Annotated in this window: 10 protein-coding genes and 1 pseudogene; 2 read left to right on the top strand and 9 right to left on the bottom strand. The window is 70.9% G+C overall.

Annotation, left to right across the window (positions count from 1 at the left end):
• Positions 1-119 precede the first annotated feature (119 nt).
• The 5 genes and pseudogenes from pgk to rapZ form a co-directional block, all read right to left on the bottom strand.
• Positions 120-452, bottom strand: a pseudogene (pgk, locus tag ACLQ3B_RS03180) (phosphoglycerate kinase); the annotation flags it as partial.
• 52 nt (positions 453-504) lie between these two features.
• Entirely contained in the window at positions 505-1,509 is a 1,005-nt protein-coding gene (gene gap, locus ACLQ3B_RS03175) for a type I glyceraldehyde-3-phosphate dehydrogenase (RefSeq protein WP_124853956.1), read from the bottom strand.
• A 266-nt stretch (positions 1,510-1,775) separates the two neighbouring features.
• On the bottom strand, positions 1,776-2,756 hold the full coding sequence (gene whiA, locus ACLQ3B_RS03170) for a DNA-binding protein WhiA (RefSeq protein WP_030337350.1): 981 nt from the start codon (positions 2,754-2,756) through the stop codon (positions 1,776-1,778).
• A 54-nt stretch (positions 2,757-2,810) separates the two neighbouring features.
• Positions 2,811-3,878: a gluconeogenesis factor YvcK family protein gene (locus ACLQ3B_RS03165; RefSeq protein WP_425777157.1), complete on the bottom strand. Its 1,068-nt coding sequence runs from the start codon at positions 3,876-3,878 to the stop codon at positions 2,811-2,813.
• Positions 3,875-4,777 carry an RNase adapter RapZ gene (gene rapZ / locus ACLQ3B_RS03160; RefSeq protein WP_425778018.1) on the bottom strand — a complete coding sequence of 301 codons (903 nt, stop codon included), beginning with the start codon at positions 4,775-4,777 and terminating at the stop codon, positions 3,875-3,877. The genes ACLQ3B_RS03165 and rapZ overlap by 4 nt, the downstream gene beginning before the upstream one ends.
• Positions 4,778-5,028: 251 nt before the next feature.
• Here rapZ and ACLQ3B_RS03155 point away from each other — a divergent pair, with 251 nt between their 5' ends.
• Together ACLQ3B_RS03155 and recQ are read left to right on the top strand one after the other, a co-directional pair.
• Positions 5,029-5,373 (top strand): hypothetical protein, encoded by a 345-nt coding sequence (locus tag ACLQ3B_RS03155; protein WP_091403656.1) that lies wholly within the window; start codon positions 5,029-5,031, stop codon positions 5,371-5,373.
• Positions 5,374-5,449: 76 nt separating this feature from the next.
• Positions 5,450-7,294 carry a DNA helicase RecQ gene (recQ, locus tag ACLQ3B_RS03150; protein WP_425777155.1) on the top strand — a complete coding sequence of 615 codons (1,845 nt, stop codon included), beginning with the start codon at positions 5,450-5,452 and terminating at the stop codon, positions 7,292-7,294.
• A 66-nt stretch (positions 7,295-7,360) separates the two neighbouring features.
• Here recQ and ACLQ3B_RS03145 read toward each other — a convergent pair whose 3' ends face one another.
• The 4 genes from ACLQ3B_RS03145 to uvrA form a co-directional block, all read right to left on the bottom strand.
• A complete protein-coding gene (locus tag ACLQ3B_RS03145; protein ID WP_425777153.1) occupies positions 7,361-8,020 on the bottom strand; it encodes a C39 family peptidase in 660 nt (219 codons plus the stop codon).
• A gap of 1,328 nt (positions 8,021-9,348) precedes the next feature.
• Positions 9,349-11,385 (bottom strand): excinuclease ABC subunit UvrC, encoded by a 2,037-nt coding sequence (uvrC, locus tag ACLQ3B_RS03140; RefSeq protein ID WP_425777151.1) that lies wholly within the window; start codon positions 11,383-11,385, stop codon positions 9,349-9,351.
• A gap of 177 nt (positions 11,386-11,562) precedes the next feature.
• Complete coding sequence (locus ACLQ3B_RS03135; protein WP_425777149.1) at positions 11,563-12,054, bottom strand: Rieske (2Fe-2S) protein; 492 nt, start codon at positions 12,052-12,054, stop codon at positions 11,563-11,565.
• Between the two features lie 157 nt (positions 12,055-12,211).
• On the bottom strand, positions 12,212-15,157 hold the full coding sequence (gene uvrA / locus ACLQ3B_RS03130) for an excinuclease ABC subunit UvrA (RefSeq protein WP_425777147.1): 2,946 nt from the start codon (positions 15,155-15,157) through the stop codon (positions 12,212-12,214).
• Between the last annotated feature and the right edge of the window lie 86 nt (positions 15,158-15,243).

Raw genomic sequence — 15,243 nt, 5'->3', positions numbered from 1 at the left:
GGGGGGGGGGGTGTTTTCTCCTGTTGTGGTTTGTGTTGTTTGTGCCCCGGGGGGGGGGGGGGGGGGGGGGGGGGGGGGGGTGGGGGGGGGGGGGGGGGGGGGGGGGGCCGGCCCCCCCCCCCCCCGACTGTGGAGCGGGCGGAGTCACCGACGGTGTCGGTGGCGAAGTGCACAGGCGCGCCGAGCAGCTCACCGAGCCGCCCGGCGACCGGGCCCAGGCTGAACTGCGGGTCCGGAGCGCCCTTCGGGCGGCCCAGGTGCGAGCAGACGACCACCTTCGCGCCGGCCTCGACCAGCGCGCCGAGAGTCGGCAGCACCGCGCGGATGCGCCCATCATCCGTGATGGCACCGGTCTGCTTGTCGAGCGGGACGTTCAGGTCGGCGCGCACCAGCACGCGCCGACCCGACACCCCCTCGGCGAGCAGGTCGTCGAGGGTCCGGAGGGCACTCACAGAGCTAGCCTTCCGTTCGCGACTGCGGCGCTCGCAAGCTCACTCCTCGCGCTCACAGCGACGAACCGACCAGCTTGACGAGGTCGACCAGCCGGTTGGAGTAACCCCACTCGTTGTCGTACCAGCCGACGACCTTGACCTGGTTGCCGACGACCTTGGTCAGCGGCGCGTCGAAGATGCACGACGCCGGGTCGGTCACGATGTCGGTGGAGACGATCGGGTCCTCGTTGTAGACCAGGATGCCCTTGAGCGGGCCGTCCGCGGCGGCCTTCAGCGCGGCGTTGACCTCGTCCACGGTGGTCTCGCGACCCACGTTGACGGTGAGGTCGGTGACCGAGCCGGTCGGGATCGGCACCCGCAGGGCGTACCCGTCGAGCTTGCCCTTGAGGTCCGGCAGGACCAGGCCGATCGCCTTGGCGGCACCGGTCGAGGTCGGCACGATGTTCAGCGCGGCGGCCCGGGCCCGACGCAGGTCCGAGTGCGGCGCGTCCTGGAGGTTCTGGTCCTGGGTGTACGCGTGGATCGTCGTCATCAGACCGTGCTGGATGCCGAACGTGTCGTGCAGGACCTTCGCCATCGGGGCGAGGCAGTTGGTGGTGCACGAGGCGTTGGAGATGATGGTGTGCTTCGCCGGGTCGTAGGTGTCGTGGTTGACACCCATGACGACGGTGACGTCCTCGTTCTTCGCCGGGGCGGAGATGATGACCTTCTTGGCCCCGCCGTCGACGTGCGCCTTGGCCTTGGTGGCGTCGGTGAAGAAGCCGGTGGACTCGATGACGACGTCGGCGCCGACCTCGCCCCACGGCAGCTTCGACGGGTCCTTCTCGGCGTACGCCTTGATGGTCTTGCCACCGACGGTGATCTCGTCGGCGGTGGCCTTGACCTCGTAGGGCAGGCGACCGAGGATGCTGTCGTACTTGAGCAGGTGGGCGAGCGTGGCGTTGTCAGTCAGGTCGTTCACCGCCACGACCTCGATGTCGGCGTCAGACGCCAGCACTGCCCGGAAGAAGTTACGGCCGATTCGGCCGAAGCCGTTGATGCCAACCCGGATGGTCACAGGTCCCATCTCCTCGCGTTCTGGTCCGCCGGCTTCAGACAACGGGCCGGCGGGAATGGTGTGCGCCGACCGTTGGAGCCGGCCGTCGACGGTTCATCTCGGCCACCCCGCCGCGCGGTCTGAGGACCTGACCGCCCGAGGCGGTGGGCACGACGAGAAGTGCCGGTGTCGGCCCCCTTGCCGTACTCAGCGACCCTATCCGAGCGTGCGAGACCACGCTGCGCCGGGTCGTGCTCCCGGGCGCACCGTGCGGCCCCACCGTCCTATCAGACCACGAGCATGTCGGGCGTGACGGCTGCTTCCGTATCCGGGATGCCAAGGTCGCGGGCACGCTTGTCGGCCAGCGCCAGGAGCCGGCGGATCCGCCCCGCGATGGCGTCCTTGGTCAGCGGAGGGTCGGCCAGGGCCCCCAACTCCTCCAGCGACGCCTGCCGGTGCTCCAGGCGCAGCCGCCCGGCGTCGGTCAGGTGGTTGGGCGCCTCGTCGGCGAGGATCTCCAGCGCGCGGGTGACCCGGGCGGCGGCGGCGACCGCCGCCCGCGCCGAACGGCGCAGGTTCGCGTCGTCGAAGTTGGCGAGCCGGTTGGCGGTGGCCCGCACCTCGCGGCGTACCCGACGCTCCTCCCAGGCCAGCACGCTGGAGTGCGCGCCGATCCGGGTGAGCAGCGCGGCGATCGCGTCACCGTCCTTGACGACCACCCGGTCCACCCCGCGTACCTCGCGGTTCTTCGCGGTGATGCCGATGCGGCGGGCCGCGCCGACAAGCGCCAGCGCCGACTCCGGCCCCGGGCAGGTGATCTCCAGCGCGCTGGAGCGGCCGGGCTCGGTGAGCGAACCGTGGGCCATGAACGCGCCCCGCCACGCGGAGACCGCGCAGCAGACGTTGGCCGCCACCACGTGCGGGGGCAGCCCGCGCACCGGGCGGCCCCGCACGTCGAGCAGGCCGGTCTGCCGCGCGAGGGCCTCGCCGTCCTTGACCACCCGCACGATGAAGTGGCTGCCCTTGCGCAGCCCACCGGAGGCCAGCACGTGGATCTCGCTGGGGTAGCCGTAGACCTCGGCGATCTCCCGGCGCAGCCGCCGGGCCACCGCCCCGGTGTCCAGTTCAGCCTCCACCACCACCCGGCCGGAGACGATGTGCAGCCCGCCAGCGAATCGCAGCAAAGCGGCCATCTCCGCCCGTCGGCAGCAGGGCTTGGGCACGTCGACCCGACTCAGCTCGTCCTTGACCGCGGCCGTCATCGCCATTGTGCGTCCCCTCACGGACCTGTTCCGGCGTGTCGCCGGAGATTACGTACGTGTCTAACGATCGGCGCCCAGTACAGGCACCAGCGCGGCGCCCAGGGCAGCCGGATCATGGCGGGGAGTCCCGTCGACAACGGCGACGGGGGCGAGGACCAGGCGGGCACCCAGCGATTCTGCCGCACGTTCGACCGGTTCGGGGTCACCCACCGCCTTGGCATCGGCGAGCACAAGATCCACCTTGAGCTCGGGCAGGTACCAGTGCAGGGCCGCGAGATGGTCGGCGACGGAAAGCCCGAGGGTCTCCTTCTCCGCGGCGAGGTTCAACGTGACCAGCCGCCGGGCCGAGGTGGACACGATCGCGTCGGCCAACTGCGGCACCAGCAGGTGCGGAAGCACACTCGTATACCAGCTGCCCGGCCCGAAGATCAACCAATCGGCTGCCCGGATCGCCTCGATGGCCTCGGCGCAGGCCGGTGGGGCGCTCGGGGTGAGACGCAGCGACTCGACCCGCCCGGTGGTGACGGCCACCTGGTGCTGACCACTCACCGTGCGCACCTCGTCGGGAGCGGCCGGGTCGGCGCCGCGTACCCGCGCCTCGATGCCGACCGGTTGGCGGGACATCGGCAACACCCGGCCGACGGCGCCGAGCATCGCGCCGGCGTGCTCCAGCGCGGCCACCGGGTCGCCGAGCAGCTCCATGAGGCCGCAGAGCACCAGGTTGCCCACCGCGTGCCCGGTCAGACCGTCGGTGCCGGCCGACGCCCCGTCGGTGCCGCGCGGGGCCGCGCCGTCCCGGTCCGGGTCGTCGCCCGCCGCCGGGCCCCTGCCGGTCGCCCCCGACCGGGGTACGCCCACCGGTACGGCGGCGAAGCGGTGCTGGAACAGCCCGGCGCTGCGCCGGGTGGCCGGATGATCCCCGGCCAGGGCCACCAGCGCCTGGCGCAGATCTCCCGGAGGCAGGCCACCCCGCTCGGCCCGCAGCCGGCCACTGGAGCCGCCGTCATCGCCCACCGTCACCACCGCGGTGACGTCGAGGTCGAGTTCGGGAGCGCAGTGGCGCAGCGCCCGCAACGAGGCGGACAGCCCGTGGCCGCCGCCGAACGCCACCACCCGCCGGGCCGTCATTCCCGCCCCAGGTCGCGGTGCTGGGCGTTCGCCGCCAGCCCCGAGTGACGCAGTCGGCTGGCCAACTCCTCGGCGATGGCCACGCTGCGGTGCTTGCCGCCGGTGCAACCCACGGCGACCGTGAGGTACCGCTTGCCCTCCCGCTCGAAGCCGCTCGTGGTGGCGTTGACCAGGTCGGCGTACGAGGCGACGAAGGCGTCCGCGCCCTCCTGGCCCAGCACGTACGCGCTGACCGCCTCCTCCCGCCCGGTGTGCTCCCGCAACTCCGGCACCCAGTACGGGTTGGGCAGGAAGCGGGCGTCCAGCACGAAATCGGCGTCCGGTGGCAGGCCGTACTTGAAGCCGAACGACAGCACGGTGACCCGCAGCCGGCGGGCGTCCTCGCCGCCGAACAGCTCCTCGATGCGCCGCCGAAGCTGGTTGACGTTCAGGTGGCTGGTGTCGATGATCACGTCGGCCTGGTCGCGCGCCTCCTCCAGCAGACCGCGCTCCACGGCGATGCCGTCGGCCAGCCGCCCGTCGCCCTGCAACGGGTGCGAACGCCGAACGCTCTCGAACCGCCGGATCAACACCTCGTCGTCGGCGTCGACGAAGACCACCCGAGGCGAGAACCCGCGCTCCTTGAGCTCCCGGATCGCCCCGGCCAGGTCGGTGGAGAAGGCCCGCGACCGCACGTCCAGCACCATGGCGGTACGCCGGGCCGCGCCGCCCGCCTTGAACGCCAGCTCGGCCATGTCCAACATCAGGGCCTGCGGCAGGTTGTCCACCACGTAGTAACCGACGTTCTCCAACGCCCGGGCGACAGTGCTACGGCCACCCCCGGAGAGGCCGGTGACCACCACGAGGGTGGTCTCCGACTCGGCCGCCAACTGCCCGTCATCGGTCGCCGGGGCGTCCATCCGGTCCCCGACTGCGCGCGCCTCGCTCACCCGTACCCCCAAGCCGTGGCGCCGCGGCCGCCCTCGGCCGCGATTGGTCAATCAGCGACTCTATCCCGCCGCCGGGTCGCCGCCCGGCACCCATGGCCGGACGGTGCCCGCGGACCGTCCGACGGTCGCCCTCCCGACAGTGCGCACTCTTGATGACGATCAGTAACTGTCAATACGCTCAACGCGATCGTCGCAGGTCAGACCGATATCTGGAGGGTGCGATGCACGACCTGGCGGACAAGAACAAGTACGTCGGCTTCCTGTTCATGCGGATCAGCCCCGAGTACTTCGCCCTCGGCCGCGAGGGCATCCACGAGATCTCCGCCGAACACGCCCGCGACCTGGGCCGCTTCGCCAAGCAGCTCACCCACGTCGTCTGCACCGGGGTGAACGGCAAGTACGACCAGGTCACCATGGTCGAGGCCGACACCCTCGAGGAGATCAACGCGGCGGCCACCGCCTTCCGCATGGGCAACAAGGCCCGCTACATCGAGATCGTCGACATCGTGGTCGGGATGAAGGCCCCGCCGCGCGGCCTGGCCAACCGGTCCAGCCAGCCCGGCTGACCACGCCGCCCGTCCGGCGCGCCCGGCCCGGGTGCGCCGGACGGGCGGTGTCGGGGTGGGCTCGTAGACTCCCCGGATGGCTTCTCCCACCGACCTGCGTACCGCGTCCGACGCCCTGGACGTGCTGCGCCGCGTCTTCGGCTACGACGCGTTCCGTGGTTTCCAGCAGGGCGTGATCGACCACGTGGTCGCCGGTGGCGACGCGCTGGTGTTGATGCCCACCGGCGGTGGCAAGTCCCTGTGCTACCAGATCCCGGCCCTGGTCCGCGACGGGGTCGCCGTCGTCGTGTCCCCGCTGATCGCGCTCATGCAGGACCAGGTGGACGCCCTCACCGCGGTCGGCGTCCGCGCCGGCTTCCTCAACTCGACCCAGACCCTGGACGCCCGGCGTCGGGTCGAAGCCGCCTTCGTCGCCGGTGAGTTGGACCTGCTCTACCTGGCCCCGGAGGCGCTCGGCGTCCGATCCACCCTCGCCCTGCTCGACCGGGGGCGCATCTCCCTGTTCGCCATCGACGAGGCGCACTGCGTGTCCCAGTGGGGGCACGACTTCCGCCCCGACTACCTCGCGCTGTCGATGCTGCACGAACGCTGGCCGCAGGTGCCCCGCATCGCCCTGACCGCCACCGCGACCAGCGCCACCCGCACCGAGATCGCCACCCGGCTCAACCTCGACGACGCCCGGCACTTCGTGGCCAGCTTCGACCGGCCCAACATCCAGTACCGGATCGTGCCCAAGCGGGAGCCCCGCAAGCAACTGCTGACCCTGCTGCGCGACGAGCACCCCGGTGACGCCGGCATCGTCTACTGCCTGTCCCGGGCCTCGGTCGACAAGACGGCGGAGTTCCTCACCGCCAACGGGGTCGCCGCGCTGCCGTACCACGCCGGGCTGGACGCCGGCACCCGCGCTCGCAACCAACAGCGTTTCCTGCGGGAAGACGGCCTGGTCATGGTGGCCACCATCGCCTTCGGCATGGGCATCGACAAGCCCGACGTCCGGTTCGTCGCCCACCTCGACCTGCCCAAATCCGTCGAGGGCTACTACCAGGAAACCGGCCGCGCCGGCCGCGACGGCCTGCCGTCCACCGCCTGGCTGGCGTACGGGCTGCAGGACGTGGTCCAACAACGCAAGATGATCGAGACGTCCGACGGCGACCTCGCCCACCGCCGCAACCTGGCCGCGCACCTGGACGCCATGCTCGCCCTCTGCGAGACGGTGCGCTGCCGCCGGGTCCAGCTGCTCGAATACTTCGGCGAGACGACCACGGCCGCCTGCGGCAACTGCGACACCTGCCTCACCCCACCGGAGTCCTGGGACGGCACCGTCGCCGCCCAGAAGTTGCTCTCCACCGTCTTCCGGCTCGACCGCGAACGCAACCAGCGCTTCGGCGCCGGGCAGTGCATCGACATCCTGCTCGGCAAGCAGACCGACAAGATCAGCCAGTACGGTCACGACTCGCTGACCGTCTTCGGCATCGGCTCCGAGCTCAGCGAGGCCGAGTGGCGGGGCGTGGTCCGGCAACTGCTCGCCGAAGGGCTCCTCGCCGTGGAGGGCGACTACGGCACCCTCGCCCTGACCGAGGCGAGCGCCGACGTCCTCGGCCGCCGCCGCACGGTCACCCTGCGCCGCGAACCGGAGAAGCCGGCATCGAGCCGCACATCGAAGCCGCGCGGCTCGTCCACAGTCGTGGCCGAGCTGACCCCGGCCGCCGCGTCGCTGTTCGAGCGGCTGCGCGGCTGGCGGGCGACCACCGCCAAAGAGCAGGGCGTTCCGGCGTACGTGATCTTCCACGACGCCACCCTGCGACAGATCGCCAGCGACGCGCCCAGCACACTCGCCGACCTGTCCCGCGTCAGCGGGGTCGGCGAGAACAAACTCGCCAAGTACGGCGAGCAGATCCTGGCCGTCCTCGCCACCGACTGAGGTCATGCCAAAGGGCCGGGCCCCGTGGTGGGGTCCGGCCCTTCGGTGTGCTCTCGGGTGTGGGTGTCAGCTGGTGGCGTAGCCGCGGGTGGCGATCCAGTCCGCGAGGTGCTCGACGCTGATCCAGTAGGCGGCGGTGTTCGGGTCGGCGGAGTCCGCGATCTTCACCGTGTTGCCGTTGTCGCGGTAGCCGACGACGCTGATGTAGTGCCCGCCCTCGTAGGAGTGGCTCACGCCGTCGGTGTCGGTGCTGGTGCCGGCGATGTTCGCGACCACGGCCCGGCCGTCGTCGACGGTCTTGACGATGTCGGCGCGCAGGGTGTCGGTCTGCTTGGCGTCGGCGTCGGGGCTGCTGATCTCCACCGACCGGTACGCGTCAGCCTTGCCGGTTTCCTTGTTCAGGACGGGGGTGATGTCGTTGATGGAGTTGGTGCCGGCTTCGGTGGTGCCCATTTCCTTGGCCATGTCGTCGACGTTGATGTTCTTGCCCTGCACGGACAGGGCGTTGCGGGTGGCGGCGGGGCCGCAGTAGTAGAAATTCGGCTGGGCCTCGTAGCGCACGCCCAGTTCCCGCTCGCCGTGACCCTTACGGTCGGTCTGCGTTTGCGTGGTGGGCTTGCCGCTGGGTGCGGCGAACGCGGTGGTCACCGGGCCGGCGATGGCGCCACCGGTGAAGGCGAGACCAGCGGCGGTCAGGGCGGTCTTACGGATCAGATCGGTACGCATGATGGCGTGCTCCTCTGCATCGGGGGTGCCCACACCACACTTGGGGGTGGTGGTGCGGGGGGAAGTTCGAGGGGGTTTGCCCGGCGACCCGCTGAGGGGGTCGGCGTCGGGACAGGGTGTAGCGGGTGCCGGTGGCGGATCATTCCGCCTACCCGCGGGCGGCCGTTGCGGTGCTCGGCCGTGCCGGTGGTGTAACCGGGCCGGCCTGGCGGGTGTTCCCGGCGGCTGCCGTGCCCGGCCGGTGTGGTGCTCGGCTGTTGTGGTGCTCGGCCGTGCGGGGGTGTAACCGGGGCGGCCTGGCGGGTGTTCCCGGCGGCTGCCGTGCCCGGCTGTTGTGGTGCTCGGCCGCGCGGGGATGTAACCGGGCCGGCCTGGCCGGCGGCTGTCTCCGGAGGGAGGGGCTGGCGGGGTTCCCGGCGGGGGCGGCGCACCATGACCCGGGCTGTTGCGGTGGTCTGCCAGGTATAACGACCCGGCCCGGCCGCCGATTCCGCCGCCGGGGTGGCCTCGACCACCCGACACCGTCCACCAAACCGGACAACCCGCCCATTCCGCCGGCCTGCCAGACCCGACACGACGGCCACGGCAGCGTGATCAACTCGGGTTCCTGCAAGTCGCGGTGTCCGCCTGCCGGGGATACCCCGACTTCATGAAATCCGAGTGGATCATGCCGGTCTACGTCGTGAGTGCATCTGGCCCACCCGGCCCCACCCAACCCAGCCCAAACCGACCCGGCCCGACCGACCCAGCCCCAAACCGACCCCGCCTCAACCCAACCCGGCCCAACCCAACCGGGCCTGACTCAACCCGGCCCGACCCAACCCCGGCCCAACCCAACCCAACCCCGGCCCGACCCAACCCAACCCGGCCTGGCCCGGCCTGGCCCGGCCCGGCCCGGCCCGGCCCGGCCCGGCCCAACCCAACCCCGGCCCAACCCAACCGGGCCTGACTCAACCCGGCCCAACCCGGCCCAACCCAACCCAACCCGGCCCGGCCCAACCCGGCCCCCGGACCACCGACGTGCTCTAAAACCCACACCACGCCGGTCCGCCCCCGAGATCCACGCAACTTCGGTGAAAGTGCTGCCTCGGCACGCCGTGAGGCAGCAATTTCACCGATAGTGCGCGGATCTTGGACGTGCCGCGCCCCTGCGCGAACCGCCACGCGAGCAGGCCCACTTCGGGGTAGAAATACCGCGCGAACCCCGCCCAAGATCGCGCTCGATCCAGGAAGGAGGCCCCTCCCCACGGCACGAGGCCACTACAACAAGGATCGAGCACGATCATGCTGGGTCGCGACCACCCGACGCGGGCGGGCGCGGGCCGCACTCAGGTGCTGGGCTTCGCCTCCGCGCCGTCGGCGGCCTTCGCCTTCGCGCCGTCCCTGACCCTCGCCTCGGCGCTGTCGCCGGCCTTCGTGTCGTTGTCGAGGGCGGCCAGGATCGCCTCGGCGGTGCGCCGACCCACCCCCGGCACCTCGGTGATCTCTTCGACCGTTGCGGCCGAGAGGCGCTTGAGCGAGCCGAAGTGCCGCAGCAGCGCCTTGCGCCGGACCTCGCCGAGGCCGGGTACGCGGTCCAGCGCCGACTCGGTCATCCGCTTGGAGCGGCGCTGCCGATGGAAGGTGATGGCGAACCGGTGGGCCTCGTCACGGACCCGTTGCAGCAGGTAGAGCCCCTCCGAGGTGCGCGGGAGGATGACTGGGAACTCGTCGTCCGGGAGCCACACCTCCTCCAGCCGCTTGGCCAGCCCGCACAGGGCCACGTCGTCGATGCCCAGGTCGGCGAGGGCCTGCGCGGCGGCCGCGACCTGCGGGGCGCCGCCGTCGACGACGACCAGCTGCGGCGGGTACGCGAACTTTCGGGGCCGACCGGTGGTCGGATCGATCAGGACGCCGACCTGCGGCTCGACCGCGTCGTGAGGGGCGGCCGGATCGTCGGCCGACTCCACGCCCACCTCGCCCGTCTCGGCCCTGGCGTCCAGGTAGCGGGCGAATCGGCGGCGGAGCACCTCGGACATCGCGGACAGGTCGTCGGTGGCGCCCCGGACGATGAACCGCCGGTACTCGCTCTTGCGGGGCAACCCGTCCTCGAAGACCACCATGCTGGCGACCACGTCGGTGCCCTGAATCTGGGAGATGTCGAAACACTCGATGCGCAGCGGCGAGGTGCTCATGTCCAGCGCCTCACTGATCTCGTCCAGTGCCTTGCCCCGGGTGGTCAGGTCACCGGAGCGCTTGAGCTTGTGCCGGGCCAGCGCGTCCTTGGCGTTGCGCTCCACCGTCTCCATCAGTGAGCGTTTGTCGCCACGCTGCGGCACCCGCAGCGACACCCGGCTGCCTCGATGGTTGGAGAGCCATTCGGCCAGCGCGTCGGCGTCGGCGGGCAGCTCGGGGACGAGCAGTTCCCGGGGCACGTCGGCCTCGCCGTGCTCGCCGCCGTACACCTGGGTGCAGAAGTGGTGCACCAGGTCCCCGGTGGTCAGGTCCTCGGTCTTCTCCACCACCCAGCCGCGCTGACCGCGGACCCGGCCGTCGCGGACGTGGAAGACCTGCACGGCCGCCTCAAGCGGGTCGTCGGCGAACGCGACGACGTCGGCGTCGGTGCCGTCGCCGAGCACCACTGTCTGCTTCTCCATGGCCCGGCGCAGCGCGGCCACGTCGTCGCGCAGCCGGGCGGCCCGCTCGAACTCCAGTTGCTCGCTCGCCTCGGTCATCTCGCGTTCGATCTTGCGGACCATGGTGTCGGTGCGCCCGGCCATGAAGTCGCAGAACCCGTCGACGATGGCCCGGTGTTCGTCGGCGGAGACGGTGCCGACGCACGGCGCCGAGCATTTGCCGATGTAGCCCAGCAGGCAGGGACGACCGACCTGGCCGGCCCGTTTGAACACCCCGGCGGAGCACGTCCGCGCGGGGAACACCCGCAGCAGCAGGTCGAGGGTCTCCCGGATGGCCCAGGCGTGTGAATAGGGGCCGAAGTAACGCACGCCCTTGCGCTTGGCGCCGCGCATCACCTGCAGCCGTGGGTACTCCTCGTTGAGGGTCACGGCGAGATAGGGGTACGACTTGTCGTCGCGGTAGCGGACGTTGAAGCGGGGGTCGTACTGCTTGATCCAGGTGAACTCCTGCTGGAGCGCCTCGACCTCGGTGCCCACGGTGATCCAGTCCACCGACTCGGCGGTGGTGACCATCTGCCGGGTGCGCTCGTGCAGGTTCCAGACGTCGCCGAAGTAGGAGTTGAGTCGGCTGCGCAGATTTCGCGCCTTGCCGACGTAGATCACCCGGCCGGTGCCGTCGCGGAAGCGGTAGACCCCCGGTAGCTCCGGGATGGTGCCGGGTGCGGGGCGGTAGGTCGAGGGGTCAGCCACGCCAACAAGCGTAGTCCGCAGCACCGACAGCCCACCGCAGGCGCGTGATCCACTCGGCGTCCCGGACGTCGGGGTGTCGGCACACCGCCAACACCCCGACGTCCCGAGACGCGAGTCGATCCTGCGACGCCGGGCCGGCCGGTCAGCGAAAGGCTGCCGGGCTGCCGCAGGGTCGGGTCAGGCCAGCGAGATCTGGTCGCCGGTGACCTTGATGTTCTTGGGCGGGAGCGGCTTGGTGGCCGGGCCGGCCTTCACCGAGCCGTCCTCGATCGAGAACTTACTGCCGTGGCAGGTGCAGTTGATGGTGCCGCCGTCGACGTTCGTCACCGGGCAGTTCTGGTGCGTACAGATCGGGCTGAAGCCCCTGAACTGGCCCGCCGTGGGCTGGGTGATGACCACCCCTTCGGCGGCGAGGACCTTGCCGCCCCCGACCGGGACGTCGGCGGTGGTGGCCAACGACTGGGCGTTCTGTCGGTCGCCGCCGCCGGCGTCACCGGTGCTGGGCACGGCGGGGCCACCACTGGTGGGTGCGTCACTGCCGCTGCCGTTGCCGCCGTCGTCGCTGCCGCAGGCAGCCAGGACGACGGCCGCGCCGACAGCCCCGACGCCGGTGAGCAGGGTACGACGTGTCTGCGTACCCGGACCGGTCAGCGCCTGATCGTCACTCATGCCTCGCCTCTCTCTAGCCCGCTGCGCCGGTCGATAGCCGGCCACACTTCTCCACACGGGCAACTGTGCCGGATGGTTCACCGCGGCATTCGTCCGACCGGCAAATGGGACGGGGCGGGTCGGCAATCGACCCGCCCCGCGAACGCGTACCGAGAGGTCAGCGCGCGCCGGCCGGCACCTTACGGCTGGCCCGTGCCTTGGTCGCGCCGTTGGCCTTGGCGGCCCGGGTGGTGGCGGCAGCCGCACCCTTGGCCTCGCCGTCGAGCTTGAGCACCTGGCGCAGGAACTCGCCGGTGTGGCTCTCGGCCACCTCGGCGACCTCCTCGGGGGTGCCGGTGGCGAGCACGGTGCCGCCACGGTGGCCACCCTCGGGACCCATGTCGATCAGCCAGTCCGCGGTCTTGATCACGTCGAGGTTGTGCTCGATCGTGATCACCGTGTTGCCCTTGTCGACAAGCCCTTCCAGCACCATCAGCAGCTTGCGGATGTCCTCGAAGTGCAGACCGGTGGTCGGCTCGTCGAGCACGTAGACCGTCCGCCCGGTGGAGCGCTTCTGCAACTCGGAGGCGAGCTTGACCCGCTGCGCCTCACCACCGGAGAGGGTCGGCGCGGGCTGACCGAGGCGGACGTAGCCCAGGCCGACGTCGACAAGCGTCTTGAGGTGCCGGTGGATGGCCGGGATGGCGGAGAAGAACTCGGCGGCCTCCTCGATCGGCATCTCCAGCACGTCCGACACGGTCTTGCCCTTGTAGTGCACCTCCAGGGTCTCCCGGTTGTACCGGGCGCCCTTGCAGACCTCGCAGGGGACGTACACGTCGGGGAGGAAGTTCATCTCGATCTTGATGGTGCCGTCACCCGAGCACGCCTCGCAGCGCCCGCCCTTGACGTTGAAGGAGAACCGCCCCGGGCCGTACCCGCGCACCTTCGCCTCGGTCGTCTCGGCGAAGAGCTTGCGGACGTGGTCCCAGACACCTGTGTAGGTGGCCGGGTTGGAGCGCGGCGTCCGGCCGATCGGCGACTGGTCCACGCCGACGACCTTGTCCACGTGCTCCAGACCGGAGACCCGGGTGTGCCGGCCGGGCACCAGCCGGGCGCCGTTGATCTGGTTCGCGAGCACCGCGTACAGGATGTCGTTGACAAGCGTCGACTTGCCCGAGCCGCTGACCCCGGTGACCGCGATCAGCTGGCCCAGCGGGAACGAGACGGTCAGGTTGCGCAGGTTGTGCTCCCGCGCGCCGTGCACCACCAGCTCCCGGGCCGGGTCTTGCGGGCGGCGACCCGTCGGCGTCGGGATCGACCGTCGACCGGACAGGTACGCCCCGGTGATCGACTCCTTGTTCTTCAGCAGTGCCGGCACCGAACCGCTGTGCACGATCTTGCCGCCGTGCTCACCCGCGCCGGGCCCGATGTCGACGATCCAGTCGGCGGTACGGATGGTGTCCTCGTCGTGCTCCACCACGATCAGCGTGTTGCCCAGCCCGCGCAGCCGGATCAGGGTCTCGATCAGCCGGTGGTTGTCACGCTGGTGCAGCCCGATCGACGGCTCGTCGAGCACGTAGAGCACGCCCACCAGGCCGGAGCCGATCTGGGTGGCCAGCCGGATGCGCTGCGCCTCACCGCCGGACAGCGTGCCGGCCGGGCGGTCCAGGGAGAGGTAGTCGAGGCCGACGTCGAGCAGGAACCGCAGCCGGGCGTTGATCTCCTTGAGGACCCGCTCGGCGATCATCTTCTGCCGGTCGGTCAGCTCGATGCCGGAGAGCAGGTCGGCGCACTCCCCCACGGACAGGTTGCAGACCTCGGCGATGCTCTTGCCGGCCAACGTGACCGCGAGCACCTCGGGCTTGAGCCGGGCGCCGCCGCACGCCGCGCACGGCACGTCGCGCATGTAGCCCTCGTACTTGTCGCGGGACCACTCGGACTCGGTGTCGGAGTGCCGGCGCTCGATCCACTGCACCACGCCCTCGAAGCCGGTGTAGTAGGAGCGCTCACGGCCGTACTTGTTGCGGTAGCGCACGTGCACCTGGTCGTCGGAGCCGTGCAGGATCGTCTTCTGCGCCCGCGCCGGCAACGCCCGCCACGGGGTGTCGATGTCGAAGTGCTGGGCCTCGCCGAGCGCCTCCAGCAGGCGCAGGAAGTATTCGAGGTTGTGCCCGGTGGACCAGGGCTGGATGGCGCCCTCGCGCAGGCTGCGCTCCGGGTCGGGGACCAGCAGCTCCGGGTCGACCTCCTTCTTGGTGCCCAGGCCGGTGCACTCCGGGCAGGCGCCGTAGGGCGCGTTGAAGGAGAAGACCCGCGGCTCGAGATCCTCGATGGCCAGCGGGTGGTCGTTGGGGCAGGCCAGGTGCTCGGAGTAGCGGCGCTCGCGGTCCGGGTCGTCCTCGGGAAGGTCGACGAAGTCGAGCAGGACCAGGCCGCTGGACAGACCCAGGGCGGCCTCGACCGAGTCGGTGAGCCGCTGCTTGGCGCTCGGCTTGACGGTGAGCCGGTCGATCACCACCTCGATTGTGTGCTTCTCCTGCTTCTTGAGCTTCGGCGGCTCGGTCAGCGGGTGCACCACGCCGTCGACCCGGGCCCGGGCGTAGCCCTTGGCCTGCAGCTCGGCGAAGAGGTCGACGTACTCGCCCTTGCGGCCACGGATCACCGGGGCGAGCACCATGAACTTGGTGCCCTCGGCCATGGCGAGGACCCGGTCGACGATCTGCTGCGGGCTCTGCCGGGAGATGCGCTCGCCACAGACCGGGCAGTGCGGCTCACCGATGCGGGCGTAGAGCAGGCGCAGGTAGTCGTAGACCTCGGTGATGGTGCCGACGGTCGAGCGCGGGTTACGCGAGGTGGACTTCTGGTCGATCGAGACGGCCGGGCTCAGGCCCTCGATGAAGTCGACGTCTGGCTTGTCCATCTGGCCGAGGAACTGCCGGGCGTACGACGAGAGCGACTCGACGTAGCGGCGCTGCCCCTCGGCGAAGATCGTGTCGAAGGCCAGGCTCGACTTGCCCGACCCGGACAGCCCGGTGAACACGATGAGTGCGTCCCGGGGCAGGTCGAGACTGACGTCACGCAGGTTGTGCTCGCGCGCGCCACGGATGATCAGTCGGTCGGCCACGGTGCGTGTACTCCCGGGATAAGACGAAGCGAAGGATGTGTCCCGCTCTGGGCGGTCTTGAGCGGTCGTGCGGGCGCGGAAAACAC

Source organism: Micromonospora sp. DT53, assembly GCF_049841535.1.
Classification (GTDB): domain Bacteria; phylum Actinomycetota; class Actinomycetes; order Mycobacteriales; family Micromonosporaceae; genus Micromonospora.
This window is presented reverse-complemented; position numbering and strand designations above follow the sequence as displayed.

Bases quoted from the DNA above. Each gene is read 5' to 3' on its own strand.
- recQ (WP_425777155.1), top strand. From the start codon at position 5,450: ATGGCTTCTCCCACCGACCTGCGTACCGCGTCCGACGCCCTGGACGTG.
- ACLQ3B_RS03165 (WP_425777157.1), bottom strand. From the start codon at position 3,878: ATGACGGCCCGGCGGGTGGTGGCGTTCGGCGGCGGCCACGGGCTGTCC.
- rapZ (WP_425778018.1), bottom strand. From the start codon at position 4,777: ATGGACGCCCCGGCGACCGATGACGGGCAGTTGGCGGCCGAGTCGGAG.
- ACLQ3B_RS03155 (WP_091403656.1), top strand. From the start codon at position 5,029: ATGCACGACCTGGCGGACAAGAACAAGTACGTCGGCTTCCTGTTCATG.
- whiA (WP_030337350.1), bottom strand. From the start codon at position 2,756: ATGGCGATGACGGCCGCGGTCAAGGACGAGCTGAGTCGGGTCGACGTG.
- ACLQ3B_RS03145 (WP_425777153.1), bottom strand. From the start codon at position 8,020: ATGCGTACCGATCTGATCCGTAAGACCGCCCTGACCGCCGCTGGTCTC.
- ACLQ3B_RS03135 (WP_425777149.1), bottom strand. From the start codon at position 12,054: ATGAGTGACGATCAGGCGCTGACCGGTCCGGGTACGCAGACACGTCGT.